The following is a 14,992-nucleotide window of genomic DNA, read 5'->3' on the forward strand; positions in this document are numbered from 1 at the left end:
TAAGTCCATCTTAAGAAACTAAGCTTTTAGAAACAGAACTTGGAAAAACAGATCTATTAATCTATTAGCTATTAAGCCTCAGTTTTACCCCAAGTGTCACGTAGACCAACCGTGCGGTTGAAGACTAGTGCGTCTGCTTTAGAATCTTTGGAATCCACACAGAAGTAGCCTGTACGTTCAAACTGGTACGCTTGCTCTGCCACACCTTCCGCTAGGCTAGGTTCAACAAAACCGTTTAGCGTAACCAGTGATTCAGGGTTAAGCGTCGCTGAAAAATCATCAGCAGCGGCTGGGTTGTCCACTGTGAATAGACGATCGTACAAACGAATCTCAGCAGGTAGCGCTTTATCAGCTGATACCCAGTGGATAACACCTTTCACTTTACGGCCATCTGCTGGGTTCTTACCGAGTGTTTCGTTATCGTAAGAACAGAAGATAGTCGTAATGTTACCTTCTGCATCTTTTTCGATACGTTCAGCTTTGATCACGTAAGCACCACGTAGACGAACTTCTTTGCCAAGAACCAAACGCTTGTATTTCTTGTTTGCTTCTTCACGGAAGTCGTCACGCTCAATCCAAACTTCACGGGTAAATGGAACTTCACGAGTACCCATTTCTGGCTTGTTCGGGTGGTTTGCAACCGTTAGCGTTTCTACGGTATCTGCTTCGTAGTTTTCGATAACGATCTTAACTGGATCCAGAACAGCCATTGCACGAGGTGCATTTTCGTTCAGATCATCACGGATGCAAGATTCAAGTGAACCGAACTCAATCATGTTCTCTTGCTTAGTCACGCCAATACGCTTACAGAATTCACGAATCGAACTTGAAGTAAAACCACGACGACGTAGGCCAGAGATAGTAGGCATACGTGGGTCATCCCAACCTTGCACTAGATTTTCAACCACAAGTTGGTTCAGCTTACGCTTAGACATCACTGTGTATTCAAGATTTAGACGGCTAAACTCGTACTGACGAGGTTGGCAATCAATCGTGATGTTATCTAGAACCCAATCGTACAAACGACGGTTATCTTGGAATTCAAGCGTACAGATAGAGTGCGTAATACCTTCCAGCGCATCAGAGATACAGTGAGTAAAGTCGTACATTGGGTAAATGCACCACTTGTCAGCAGTTTGATGATGGTGAGCAAAACGAACACGGTAGATAACAGGATCGCGCATCACCATGAACGAAGAGCTCATGTCGATCTTAGCACGTAGACACGCTTTACCTTCTTCAAAGCCACCGTCACGCATTTTTTCAAACAACGCTAGGTTCTCTTCAGGACTGCGATCACGATATGGGCTTGCTTTACCTGGCTCTTTTAAGGTGCCACGGTATTCACGGATCTGCTCAGGACTTAGCTCGTCAACGTATGCTAAGCCTTTATTAATTAATTCCACAGCATAAGCGTAAAGCGTATCGAAGTAGTTGGATGAATAACAAACATCACCAGACCATTCGAAGCCTAACCAGCTTACATCATTCTTAATTGACTCAACGTATTCAACGTCTTCTTTTTCAGGGTTTGTATCATCGAAACGAAGATTACACTGTCCCTGGTAGTCCTGAGCAATACCAAAGTTCAAGCAAATAGATTTAGCATGACCAATGTGCAGGTAGCCATTCGGCTCCGGCGGAAAACGAGTATGCACGCTACTGTGTGTACCATCCGCTAAATCTTTATCGATAATTTGGCGAATGAAATTCGATGGACGAGCCTCAGCTTCACTCATCTATAGCACCTCTATGTATTTAGTATTGTCAGAGAAAGTTATCTTTCATATCCGAGACAAAGGCCACTTTTGATGGCGGTCAAAGATAGAAAGATCATTGTTGCTAATCATCCACAATTCTTCGCCTTTGCACAATAAGAACCGTCCGTTAATTGTGATTATTTCCGCTATTCGATGAAGAATAGAACGAACCTTGCTCACTGGCTATAAATGACAAGTGTAAAAAAGCCTCCCATGTGGGAGGCTTTCAATTTCAAACTTACTTAAGAGTCGTGTTACGTCTTAATAAGTACTTCCTTTACTATGGAAGTTTTACATCAGATAGGTCTTCACCTGCACCGATAGCTTTCATTTCGCCCGCGACGATTTCAGCTAGTGGGCCTAGGATAACCTGTAGGTTATTCTCACCTAGTTTAACCACACCTTTCGCGCCCAGTTTCTTAAGAACAGCCTCATCAGCGATAGAGCGGTCTTTAAGAGTTAGACGTAGACGAGTGATACAAGCATCGATTGAAGTCAGGTTTTCGTGACCACCTAGCGCTTTCAGGTATTGACGTGCAACATCACCTTTAGGTGAATCACCAGCAGGAGCCACTGCTTCATCATCATCTTCACGACCAGGCGATTTCAAGTTGAACGCGCGGATTGCGAAAGAGAAAGTGAAGAAGTATAGAGCACCGAATGCTAAGCCAATCAATAGTAGAGTGAATGGTTTAGTTGCTAGACCCCAGTTCAATACGAAGTCAATTAGACCTGCAGAGAAACCGAAACCGTGCAGAGTACCAAACATGTTAGCAACAACTAGAGACAGACCTGTGAATACAGCGTGTATTGCGTAAAGAGCAGGAGCTAAGAATACGAACATGAATTCTAGCGGCTCTGTGATACCCGTTAAGAATGAACAGAATGCAACTGAGAACAGTGCGCCACCCACTTGGCTACGTTTTTCAGCAGGAGCAGCTAGGTACATTGCAAGTGCAGCACCTGGTAGACCGAACATCATGATAGGGTAGAAACCGTTCATGAATACGCCAGCGCCTTTATCACCACCGAAGAAGCGGTTTAGGTCGCCAGATTTCACAGTGTCAGTCACTTCTTTCACTACAGTTGTGATTTCTGGAGTTACAGAGTTAGCGAATGTGAATGTGTGCTCTTGGCCAACAACTAGAGTTTTAGCTAGGGCAGGATCAACACACAATTGAGTGATGTTAGCAAATGCACCTTGACCAGCTACGATGATTTCTTGACATGTACCCATACCGAACCAGAAGTATGAGTTCAATACGTGGTGCAGACCTACAGGGATTAGTGCACGGTTAAGAGTACCGTAAACAAATTGACCGATAGCACCAGAAGTTGATATTGCATGAGCCAGTGTATCTAGACCAGATTGAACACCAGGCCAAACCACACCAGACACAGCACCAGCAACAAGTGCAAATAGACCGGCCATGATTGGGACTAGACGTTTACCCGCGAAGAAAGCCAGCCATTCTGGAAGGCGTGTCGCGTAGAAAGCGTTGTAACAGTGGCCTGCGATGATACCTGCGAAGATACCGCCGAAGAAGGACATGTTAACATCTGCGTTAATTGTCGTTGCTGTAGCTGTTAGTACGAAGTAAGCAACTGCACCAGCAAGACCCGCTGCGCCGTTACCGTCTTTAGAAAGACCAATCGCGATACCTAGACCAAACAGCAATGGTAGGTTACCGAAGATAGCGCCACCAGCTTGAGCCATGAATGGAATATCAAGTAGATCGCCTTGACCTAAACGTAAAAGAAGCGCCGCAATCGGAAGCGTTGCGATAGGTAGCATTAGTGCTTTACCTAGCTTCTGTGCATATCCTAGAATATTCACTTGTTGTGTCCCCCTATAGGATTTTTAGAATTCGTTTGAGAAACTTATTTTAGTCGCTCAATTTAGTCCTAATCAGTGTATTCAATTAATTTTGCTCCGCAAATTAAAACCTTACTATTTGTGATCCTAATCACCAGTTTTTATCAAATTCAAAGGTTTTTGCTAGCGAGATCATAAAACTTATTTTATCATTCAAAAAAATAAACTWTTGTCGATAAAATCTAAGACTAACTGTTGGTCTTATGCTGAACGACTTTAGATTAAAAAAACAAAGAAACAACTAAGAAGATCTAGCTAAAAATCAATAAATTAGCATTTTTTCAGGCACTTGCAGCTTTAAGTGTTTGTCGACAAAAGATAAATCGTTACGTAAATGATGCTCGCAAACTAAGTCTACATTTAGGTAACGAACAAATTTAAAAGATCCCACGAAATAAGGATTAGCTGACTATGTACGCGCTAAGTAACTGTAAAATTTACACTGGTAGTGATGTTCTAACCGATCATGCTGTTGTTATCGAAAATGAACTGATCAAAAAAGTCTGTCATACCTCTGAATTACCAGACGGTATTGAGGTTCGCGACCTAAATGGAGCAAACCTAAGCCCAGGCTTTATTGACCTACAATTGAATGGTTGCGGTGGTGTAATGCTGAACGATGAGATCACTGCCGAAACCATGCAGATCATGCACAAAGCAAACCTTAAATCTGGCTGTACTAGTTTCTTACCAACACTCATTACGTCTTCAGACGAAGATATGCGCGCAGTTATTACAGCTGCTCGTGAATACCATGATCAATACCAACACCAATCTTTAGGCTTACACCTTGAAGGTCCGTACCTAAACGTTGCAAAAAAAGGCATTCATAGTGTCGATCACATTCGTCAATCAGACAACGAAATGATTGACCTTATCTGTGACAACAATGACCTTGTTGCAAAAGTAACATTGGCTCCAGAGCTTAACGATCCAGAACACATCGAACGCCTACAAAAAGCTGGCGTTGTCGTTTCTATCGGCCACACCAACGCAACTTACGCAGAAGCGCGCCAAGGTTTTGAATCAGGTATCACGTTCGCCACTCACCTATTCAATGCTATGACGCCAATGGTCGGTCGCGAGCCTGGCGTTGTAGGCGCGATTTACGACACACCAGAGGTTTACGCTGGTATCATCGCCGACGGTTTTCACGTTGATTACGCAAATATACGAATTGCGCACAAAATCAAGGGAGAAAAGTTGGTATTAGTGACGGATGCCACAGCTCCTGCAGGTGCTGACATGGAATACTTTATTTTTGTCGGTAAGAAAGTATATTACCGAGATGGTAAGTGTGTTGATGAGAATGGCACACTAGGCGGCTCAGCTCTGACTATGATTGAAGCTGTTCAGAATACAGTTGAGCACGCCGGAATCGCTTTAGACGAAGCTCTTCGCATGGCTACACTATACCCAGCTACGGCTATCGGTGTAGAAAGCAAGCTAGGTCGAATCAAAAAAGGCATGGTTGCAAACCTTGCTATATTTGACCGAGATTTTAACGTTAAAGCGACTGTTGTTAACGGACAATACGAGCACAATTAAGTATGAATGGCGGACAAATAGGTAACGTAGACTTAGTTAAACAACTGAACAGTGCGGCAGTATACCGTCTGATAGACCAACAAGGTCCCATTAGTCGTATACAAGTGGCAGATGTAAGCCAACTCGCACCGGCAAGTGTTACAAAAATTACCCGCCAACTTTTAGAACGCGGCCTAATTAAAGAGGTTGCGCAGCAAGCGTCTACTGGCGGTAGACGCGCTATATCCCTAACCACAGAAGTAGAACCTTTTCATTCTATTGCTGTGCGCTTAGGCCGAGATTACATTCAGATAAGCCTTTATGATCTAGGTGGTTGTGAGTTGGCTTCCCTACAGCAAGATCTTCATTACTCAGACCAATTAAACCTTACCCAAGGCTTGGTCAATAAGTTAAAAGATTTCATTGCTGAGCACCAGACAAAGATTGATCAATTGATTGCGATTGGTGTAACGCTACCAGGATTAGTCAACCCAACAACCGGCGTTGTCGAATACATGCCAAACACGGATATCGATAATCTCGCTTTGAGTGATATTATTCGCAACACATTCCATGTTGCTTGTTTTGTGGGTAATGACGTCAGAGGAATGGCGCTTGCTGAACACTACTTTGGTGCAAGTAAAGATAGCCAAGATTCTATTTTAGTCAGTGTCCACCGTGGCACTGGTGCCGGTATTATTGTTAATGGTCAGGTTTTCCTTGGTCATAACCGTAACGTGGGTGAAATTGGCCATATCCAAATAGATCCGCTTGGTGAGCAGTGTCAATGTGGTAATTTCGGTTGTCTTGAAACCGTCGCAGCGAATCCAGCCATTGTTGAACGCGTGCGAAAGCTCATAAAGCAGGGCTATAAGTCCTCTTTAACAGAACTCGAGCATATTACCATTCAAGATGTGTGTGATCATGCAATCAATGGTGACGAACTGGCGAAACAGAGTTTGGTTCGAGTCGGGAACCAGTTGGGTAAAGCGATAGCAATGACGATCAACTTGTTCAACCCTCAAAAGATCATCATTGCGGGTGATATTACTAAAGCACAAGAAATTGTTTTTCCTGCAATTAAGCGCAATGTAGAAAATCAGTCGTTAACGGCTTTCCATAGCGGCTTGCCTATTGTAGCATCTCAAATCGATAGACACCCTACGATGGGAGCTTTTGCAATGATTAAACGCGCCATGCTCAATGGTGTGCTTCTACAAAAGCTACTCGAAGACTAAAGAAAAACTATTCTAATTTTTCGCGGGCCGTGTTTGTACAAAACACGGCCCTTTTTTTAAGCAAGGGAACTACAACAACAAGCTATGGAACTTATATTAATATCCACTGCATTCATCGCAGGATTTATTGCGTTAAAGTGCCACCTTCCCCCACTGGTGGGTTTTTTGGTTGCCGGTTTCGGGCTCTTCGCCCTAGGCTTTGAAACTAATGATACCATCGTTACCTTGGCAGACCTTGGTGTCACCCTGCTCCTATTTACTATTGGCCTAAAGCTCGACATCAAAACTCTGCTCTCTAAGGAGATCTGGGCCGGCGCTACAATCCATAACCTTTTATCTACTCTGTTTTTTGCCGTTGCCCTATTTGGTTTTAAGTTCCTAGGTATTTCATCGCTGGCAGCCATGTCGATGGAACAAATCGTTCTACTCGGTTTCGCCCTTTCATTCTCCAGTACCGTATTTGCAGTAAAGTCTCTGCAAGAGAAAGGGGAAATGAATGCAACCTATGGCACTCTAGCGATTGGTATTCTAGTCATGCAGGATATCTTTGCTGTGATCTTTTTAACGGCGTCGACAGGTAAGATTCCGGAGTGGTACGCCATAGCACTCTTCGCTTTACCACTCTTTCGTCCGCTGTTCTACAAAATCCTCGATTGGGTTGGACATGGTGAAATGTTGGTGCTGTTCGGCATCTTCTTTGCGTTAGTTGTTGGTGCAGGTTTGTTTCAATTGGTAGGTGTAAAGCCAGACTTGGGTGCCCTTATCCTGGGTATGTTGTTAGCCGGTCATCCAAAAGCTTCAGAGCTATCGAAGTCGCTGTTTAACCTCAAAGAACTTTTCCTTGTCTGCTTCTTCCTGAATATTGGCTTGTCCGAGCAACCAACCATTCAAGGGTTTATGCTTGCTGTCCTGTTCTTATTATTACTGCCAGTGAAAGGCATTTTGTACTTCTTGGTGCTTAACCGCTTTAAGTTCCGTGTACGAACCTCTCTACTCACTTCACTGTCACTATTTAACTACAGTGAATTTGGCCTCATCGTAGGTGGCCTCGCCTTTAAGATGGGGTGGATGTCCGGTGACATCTTGGTCGCAGTGGCCATTGCGGTTTCACTGTCGTTCTTGATCGCTGCTCCTCTAAACCGAGCCGGCCATAAACTTTATCAGCAATCTGGCAAATGGTTAAAAGAGCACGCTGCAGAAAAACTTCACCAACGCGATAAGCGCATTGACCCAGGCCATGCGCAGGTCCTTATTCTTGGAATGGGACGCATTGGTACTGGAGCCTATGACGAGCTGCGTTCACGCTACGGAAAAGTGAGCTTAGGTGTCGAAATTCGCGAAGAAGCCGCACATAACCATAGAAGCCAAGGAAGAAACGTCATTTCCGGCGACGCGACTGACCCTGATTTCTGGGAACGAATTCTAGATACAGCAAACGTAAAACTGGTGATTTTGGCAATGCCTCATCACCAAGGTAATCAAACCGCTTTGGAGCAATTGAAGTCACGCCATTTTAAAGGCCAAATTGCCGCAATTGCTGAATATCCAGATCAGCTCGAGACATTAAAAGAAAACGGTGTCGATGCGGCATTTAACATTTACAGTGAAGCGGGTAGTGGTTTTGCTCGTCACGTTTGTGAACAGTTAAACCCTAATATCAATAAAATCGAATATTAGACGGCGTTCAACTCAACCTCTCAAAACTGGCTATTTTTTGCACTTTTGAGAGGTTTTTGTTTAAAAAACCAACCACAATTGAAAATCATACACCAAAACAACCATAAAATTAGATACTTTCTAATAGAACCCCCTTTATATTATTTTTTTGATTACATCTGGTTGCTTTTTTTAGCCAGAATGGCAAATTGAATGCAATTGATTTGGAAATTATTTAAAAGGAAGTTCTATGTGTTCTGTATTTGGTATTCTCGACATTAAAAGTGATGCCGCAGCACTTCGCCCAATGGCTTTAGAAATGTCTAAGAAGCTTCGTCACCGAGGTCCAGATTGGTCTGGTATTTATGCTGGTGAAAAAGCAATCCTTGCTCACGAGCGTTTGGCGATTGTTGGCCTCAACAGTGGTGCGCAACCATTGTACAGCCAAGATAAAAAGCACATTCTTGCCGTAAATGGGGAAATCTATAACCACAAAGAACTTCGTGCACGTTATGAAGACAAGTACCAGTTCCAGACCGATTCTGACTGTGAAGTTATCCTAGCACTATACCAAGAGATGGGGGCAGACCTTCTAGAAGAGCTTAACGGTATTTTCGCATTCGTTTTATACGACGAAGAGAAAGACGAATACCTCGTGGGCCGCGACCATATTGGTATAATCCCGCTTTATCAAGGTTACGATGAGCACGGTAACTACTACGTAGCCTCAGAGATGAAAGCATTGGTTGAAGTATGTAAGACGATCAGTGAGTTCCCTCCAGGTAGCTTCTACTCTTCGAAAGATGCAGAGCCTCAACGCTACTACATCCGCGATTGGAACGAGTACGCTGCTGTACAAGGCAACAGCACAAGCAAAGAAGAACTGACTGAAGCGCTAGAAGCGGCGGTTAAGCGTCAGCTAATGACTGACGTTCCTTACGGTGTACTTCTATCGGGTGGTCTTGATTCATCAATCACTTCAGCCGTCGCCAAACGTTTTGCGGCAATGCGTATCGAAGACGATGAGCAATCTGAAGCTTGGTGGCCACAACTGCACTCATTCGCTGTGGGCCTTGAAGGCGCGCCAGATCTGATCGCCGCTCGTGAAGTTGCGGACAAAATCGGTACTGTGCACCACGAGATGACTTACACCATTCAGGAAGGCTTAGATGCCATCCGTGATGTTATCTACCACATCGAGACGTACGATGTAACAACGATTCGTGCATCAACTCCAATGTACTTGCTTGCTCGTAAGATCAAAGCAATGGGCATCAAAATGGTACTGTCTGGCGAAGGTGCTGATGAGATCTTTGGCGGTTACCTGTACTTCCATAAAGCGCCAAACGCGAAAGAGTTCCACGAAGAGACAGTACGTAAACTGCTTGCTCTAAGTATGTTCGACTGTGCTCGTGCAAACAAATCACTGGCGGCATGGGGCGTTGAAGGCCGAGTACCATTCTTAGACAAAGAGTTCATCGATGTGGCAATGCGCCTGAACCCTGAAGATAAAATGTGTGGTAACGGTAAAATGGAGAAACACATCCTACGTGAGTGTTTTGAAGACTACCTACCTGATTCAATCGCATGGCGTCAAAAAGAGCAGTTCTCTGATGGTGTTGGCTACGATTGGATTGATACACTGAAAGCAACGGCTGAAGCTAAAGTAACGGATCAACAAATGGAAGCCGCTAAGTTCCGTTTTCCTTACAACACGCCAACAACCAAAGAAGGTTATGCTTACCGTGAAATCTTTGAGGAACTATTCCCTCTTGAATCCGCGGCAGAATGTGTACCAGGTGGCCCGTCGGTTGCGTGTTCATCAGCAAAAGCTATTGAGTGGGATGAGTCATTTAAAAACTGTGTCGACCCATCAGGTCGCGCTGTACAAGCCGTTCATAACGACTCTTACTAAAAAGATATCGTTCATATAGCGCTGTCATAAAGGCTACAAACTAAAAAGGCGCACTGTGCGCCTTTTTAGTGACTAGGTACTCGTACTGCCGTAGTTATTCATGATCTTGAAGCGCTTCGTTCTCAACACTAACTGGAACCCATTGGCGTATCATCTTAACTAACATGATGGAGCGAGTTTCTCCATCTTTCTCATGGAAAATAGCCTCAACCCCGGTAAACTGACCTCCCTTAATCTGAACCATTTGCCCTGACTTAAACTCAGTACAACAACTTTTTACTTCGCTGCTACAGCACTTATCAAACTCTTTGAGTTCAAATACCAAATCACCTTGGACTTCATATGGCCCGGCGCCAAACTTAATAAAGTCTGCCACACCACGAGTTGAACGCACGGTAGTAAAGCTAGGGCCCTGCTCATAATCAAAGCGAGCAAAGAGGTAAGACGGAAATAACGCCTCTTCACTCTGCTTTTTTTTGCCTCGAACCGTCTTTTCGACTGTTATTTTGGGGTAAAAACATTCCACCCCTTGGTTCTCTAGATGCAATTGTGCGCGCTTTTGCTCTCCACGCTTACAATATAGTAAATACCAACGTTTCATTTGATTAGCCATTGCTGATTTGGGGAGATTTTACCATAAACCTCCAACGGTTTAATTGCCTAAAATAAGGCGCACCTTAACAAGTCATGATCCATGCGTAATAAACCGACTGATTAACAAGAGTTTATAGATAGAAAAATAGCTGAGAATTTTACAACGACCATTTACAGATAAAAAGGACCAATGTTCATTGCATAGAAAAGTGTACATATAGAACAACAGGTAACCTTTGGTTGCACCAATTAAACCATAAACAAAACCTAAAACTTAACAGACAACCATTCACGTAGACAATAAAAAACCTTTCACATTTTAACCATCAAAAAATGGAAAATTAGTTTTCGGTACGCATGACTAATTTAACATTAAAAATAAAACCCTGCATTTTCATAAAGTTATAATTAAAAGTTATCGTGACCATAAAAAACACCTATTGCAGATGGTTATTTCGCTGTGTATACATACGCAACTATAAAATCTTTTAATACCTAAAATTAGTAAAACTTATGCCAAGCAAACACAACATTTTTGGCCACCCTAGAGGCCTATTTCTACTATTCAGCACAGAGCTATGGGAACGTTTCTCCTACTATGCAATGCGTGCAATCCTTGTTTTATTCCTAACTGACACGACGATAAACGGCGGACTTGGTTGGTCAACGAAAGACGCACTTGATCTCTACGGTATTTATACCGGTTTAGTCTACGTCACACCATTAATCGGTGGCTGGATTGCCGATAACTATTTGGGGCAACGTAAATCGATCCTGATTGGCGGTGTATTAATGGCATTAGGTCAATTTACACTCGCGCTACCTAACGGATTCATCGGTTTAGACCAAGTGCACGCTCTTTACCTTGGTTTAGCACTGCTTATCAGTGGTAACGGAATGTTTAAGCCGAACATCTCGACAATGGTGGGTGATCTTTATCAAGAAGGCGATAACCGACGTGATGGTGCTTTCACTATTTTCTATATGGGCATTAACTTAGGCGCACTACTTGGTGGTCTAATTTCTGGTGCGGCCGTTGACTCATTTGGTTGGAAAGCCGGTTTCCTAGCCGCTGGTATTGGTATGGTTATTAGCTTAATTATGCAAATTACAATGGCCCAATCATGGTTAGGTAATATTGGTTCAGAACCTGCGGCTGCACGAGCAAAAGCACTGAACAAATCGAAAGAAAAAGCACCGTTAACTAAGGAAGAATTCGACAGATTAAAAGTGATTCTGATTATGGGTCTGTTCGTGATTATTTTCTGGGCTGGTTTTGAACAAGCCGGTGGTTTGATGAATATCTACACGCAAGAATACACCGACCGCATGATTGGTAGTTTTGAAGTACCAGCGGCTTGGTTCCAATCTCTAAACCCATTTTTCATTATTACACTCGCACCATTAATCGCAGCCTTTTGGGTTAAGCTCGGTAAACGTGAACCAAACTCACCGGTGAAGTTTGCTGTGGGTTTGTTTTTCCTAGCTATCGGTTTTGTGTGCATGATGGGTGCTGTAATGGAGCAAGGTGGTGACCTAACAGCAAAAACATCAATGCTATGGTTGGTGGGCGCTTTCTTCTTCCATACTCTTGGTGAGCTTTGTCTGTCTCCTATTGGCCTGTCGTTGGTCACTAAGTTGGCTCCGCTTCGCTTAGCTTCATTAATGATGGGAGCATGGTTTGGCTTCAACGCCATTGCAAACTACGTGGCAGGCCTTGTGGGTTCACACGTCGGTGAGCTGGGTGCTATGTCTATTTTTAGCGGCATTGCGATTACAGCAACAGTCAGTGGTATATTACTCTTGCTTTGTGCAGGTAAGCTCGTGTCATGGATGCATGGCGTAGAGACAAGCACAATGCTTGAAGCGGACCAAGCTAAAGTAACTTCTGTCGCTTAATCTCTAACAAAAATCATCTAATTTAAAAAGGGCTGCTCAATGAGCAGCCCTTTTGTTATTGGTCGATGTACCTTACTGTTAAAGTTAAAGCTAAGCCACCGTTAACGATACAACGCGACTAACTCAGCCATCATATCAATGTGCGAGTCTCTATCGTTAAGGCACATAATGTAGCTAAAGTCCGAACCACCAGCGTCAATAAACGTCTCTTTACACTGGTCTGAAATCTCTTCCAGCGTTTCCAAACAGTCAACCGAGAATGCAGGCGCCATGATATCGATCTTCTTGATGCCTTTACTCGGCAGTGATTCAAGTGTCTCATCCGTGTATGGCTTCAACCACTCTTCTCGACCAAATCGCGATTGGTATGTCATGGTGATATCGTCCGCTGATAAACCTAACTCTGCCGCAAGCAGCTTTGTTGTCGCTTTACAATGCTGAGGGTAAATATCGCCTTCATCAGCCAATCTTTTAGGTATACCGTGGAATGAACAAACCAAGTGATCGCCTCTACCATTTTTATCCCAATGACTGCGAACGCTTTCTGCCAATGCTTTTACATAACTAGGATGTGCGTAGTAGTCACGGATAAAGCGATAGCTCGGGATAACTGGCATCTGTTTAAACGCTTTGGTTAAACCATCAGAAACCGCTGCCGTGGTTGTCCCTGAATACTGAGGATATAAAGGCAGTACGATGATGTCTTCGACGCCCTGCTCCATCAGTAACTCAAGCCCCGTCTTTAAACTTGGGTTACCATAGGTCATACCCAACGCAACAGGCATCTCAAGTTTCTTCTGAAGCTTTTCCACTTGTCTTTGGGAGTACACAAGCAACGGTGAGCCTTCATCCATCCAAACAGACTGATACAACTTAGCCACTTTAGGCGCACGAATCGGCAGAATGACACCATGTAAAATAGGGCACCACAGCCAACGTGTTAGGTTCACCACACGCTTGTCGTGTAAGAATTCACTCAAAAATCGACGAACACCAGCGGGGGTCGCTGAATCTGGTGTTCCTAAGTTCACCAGTAAAACGCCCTGCTTTTTATTATTTACCATAGATACCTAAGACCAATGTGTGATTTTCTGGAAAGTAATATACTAATCTGCATAAGTTTAGGATCATTGCACCCCGATAAAAGTCTGAATAATCATTCTTCCTATGAGATATCACAACATCCACTCTCGATTGTTAGCCACTGCCATCGGGTCTTAACCGTTCTGAATCATGTACAATCAAGTTACTAGATTGGTATCGTACTAATAATTGAAACAAAAAAAAGCGACCCTTAAGGTCGCTTTCAATATATCAAATTCTAAAACTGGCTGTTAGCCAATTATGCTAGCGCTTTCTCAAGTTCAGCACTCACTTCAGCAACTTGCTTAGTACCATCGAATTTCAGGTACTGAGTGTTACCAGCTTCAGCTTCTTTGCCGTAGTAAGAGATCAGCGGAGCTGTTTGATCGTGGTATACACCTAAACGTGCACGAACCGTTTCTTCTTTATCGTCATCACGCACAACCAGATCTTCACCGGTGATATCGTCTTTACCTTCTTCTTTCGGCGGGTTGTACACGTTATGGTATGTACGACCAGAAGGAAGGTGAGCACGACGACCCGCCATGCGCTCAACAATCACATCATCAGCAACGTCGAATTCAACAACGTAATCAACAACGATACCCATCTCTTTTAGACCATCGGCTTGTGGGATTGTGCGTGGAAAACCGTCTAGTAGGAAACCTTTCTCACAGTCATCTTGAGCAATGCGCTCTTTGATAAGACCAAGGATAATTTCATCAGAAACTAGCTGACCCGCGTCGATTACTGATTTAGCCTGTTTGCCAAGTTCAGTACCCGCCTTGATAGCAGCACGTAGCATGTCACCAGTTGAAATCTGAGGGATACCAAATTTATTCATGATGAAGTTAGCTTGAGTACCTTTACCCGCGCCAGGAGCACCTAGAAGAATGATGCGCATGTTTAATCCTCTTATAAAATTATGATTTATACCGAAGCTCACTATTCCGTTCTCCTGTTCATTTAAGGATAAACAGAGAGGTTAGGTAACAGTGACTGCAAACAATAGCAAAACGGTAAGTTTCGGTATAACGTTTAGAAATCATACAACTGGAGTGTGTTGGTTCCGACTCACAGCCGATGTAGGTCGAGCATTCTATCACATTAATATTCAATTAGGCTGAATTTACGACTAAAGAATACACCAGAAACATTTGTGATGACGATAATGACAACGTTACCCACGTAGAGTCAATTTTCAACGACGTTCATAAAAAAAGCCCGCATTATGAACTGACCCCCAATAGTTGGACACCAATTATTGGGGGTCTTTTTATGTCCAAATATAGCCGAGAGCTAAAATGTATCATTGCTAAGCAATACTTAGATGGCACGTCATCTCTCTACTTAGCAAAACAATATTCAATTTCTTCAAGACAGATACGGTATTGGGCTCAAGTCTTTGCCATCCATGATACTGATTCATTTTTACCAACTAAGC

At 43.5% G+C, this 14,992-nt stretch carries 10 protein-coding genes and 1 pseudogene; 6 read left to right on the forward strand and 5 right to left on the reverse strand.

Translation table 11 applies throughout. From position 1 onward, the window contains the following. Nucleotides 1-71: 71 nt before the first annotated feature. Together glnS and nagE are read right to left on the reverse strand one after the other, a co-directional pair. Nucleotides 72-1,739: a glutamine--tRNA ligase gene (glnS, locus tag L4B77_RS11715; RefSeq protein WP_429750599.1), complete on the reverse strand. Its 1,668-nt coding sequence runs from the start codon at nt 1,737-1,739 to the stop codon at nt 72-74. A gap of 301 nt (nt 1,740-2,040) precedes the next feature. Further along, nucleotides 2,041-3,597, reverse strand: a complete 1,557-nt coding sequence (nagE, locus tag L4B77_RS11720; protein ID WP_429750601.1) for an N-acetylglucosamine-specific PTS transporter subunit IIBC — start codon at nt 3,595-3,597, stop codon at nt 2,041-2,043. A gap of 450 nt (nt 3,598-4,047) precedes the next feature. Here nagE and nagA point away from each other — a divergent pair, with 450 nt between their 5' ends. From nagA to asnB, 4 genes are all read left to right on the forward strand, one after another. Next, entirely contained in the window at nt 4,048-5,184 is a 1,137-nt protein-coding gene (gene nagA / locus L4B77_RS11725; RefSeq protein WP_261837802.1) for an N-acetylglucosamine-6-phosphate deacetylase, read from the forward strand. Between the two features lie 2 nt (nt 5,185-5,186). Beyond that, nucleotides 5,187-6,401, forward strand: a complete 1,215-nt coding sequence (gene nagC / locus L4B77_RS11730; RefSeq protein WP_261837803.1) for a DNA-binding transcriptional regulator NagC — start codon at nt 5,187-5,189, stop codon at nt 6,399-6,401. Between the two features lie 84 nt (nt 6,402-6,485). After that, on the forward strand, nt 6,486-8,078 hold the full coding sequence (locus L4B77_RS11735; protein WP_261837804.1) for a cation:proton antiporter family protein: 1,593 nt from the start codon (nt 6,486-6,488) through the stop codon (nt 8,076-8,078). A 229-nt stretch (nt 8,079-8,307) separates the two neighbouring features. After that, nucleotides 8,308-9,972 (forward strand): asparagine synthase B, encoded by a 1,665-nt coding sequence (gene asnB, locus L4B77_RS11740; protein WP_261837805.1) that lies wholly within the window; start codon nt 8,308-8,310, stop codon nt 9,970-9,972. A 94-nt stretch (nt 9,973-10,066) separates the two neighbouring features. On the opposite strand, the gene rfaH is transcribed toward asnB, so the two are convergent. Next, nucleotides 10,067-10,573 carry a transcription/translation regulatory transformer protein RfaH gene (gene rfaH, locus L4B77_RS11745; RefSeq protein ID WP_429750604.1) on the reverse strand — a complete coding sequence of 169 codons (507 nt, stop codon included), beginning with the start codon at nt 10,571-10,573 and terminating at the stop codon, nt 10,067-10,069. Between the two features lie 506 nt (nt 10,574-11,079). On the opposite strand from rfaH, the gene L4B77_RS11750 reads away from it, so the two are divergent. Then, nucleotides 11,080-12,465, forward strand: a complete 1,386-nt coding sequence (locus L4B77_RS11750) for a peptide MFS transporter (RefSeq protein ID WP_429750606.1) — start codon at nt 11,080-11,082, stop codon at nt 12,463-12,465. A gap of 101 nt (nt 12,466-12,566) precedes the next feature. Here L4B77_RS11750 and hemH read toward each other — a convergent pair whose 3' ends face one another. Continuing rightward, on the reverse strand, nt 12,567-13,529 hold the full coding sequence (hemH, locus tag L4B77_RS11755; protein ID WP_429750608.1) for a ferrochelatase: 963 nt from the start codon (nt 13,527-13,529) through the stop codon (nt 12,567-12,569). Between the two features lie 278 nt (nt 13,530-13,807). After that, nucleotides 13,808-14,452, reverse strand: a complete 645-nt coding sequence (gene adk, locus L4B77_RS11760; RefSeq protein WP_261837809.1) for an adenylate kinase — start codon at nt 14,450-14,452, stop codon at nt 13,808-13,810. A 374-nt stretch (nt 14,453-14,826) separates the two neighbouring features. Here adk and L4B77_RS11765 point away from each other — a divergent pair. Continuing rightward, nucleotides 14,827-14,992: pseudogene (locus tag L4B77_RS11765) on the forward strand (helix-turn-helix domain-containing protein); the annotation flags it as partial.

Source organism: Vibrio minamisatsumaniensis, from assembly GCF_050337445.1.
GTDB lineage: Bacteria > Pseudomonadota > Gammaproteobacteria > Enterobacterales > Vibrionaceae > Vibrio > Vibrio artabrorum.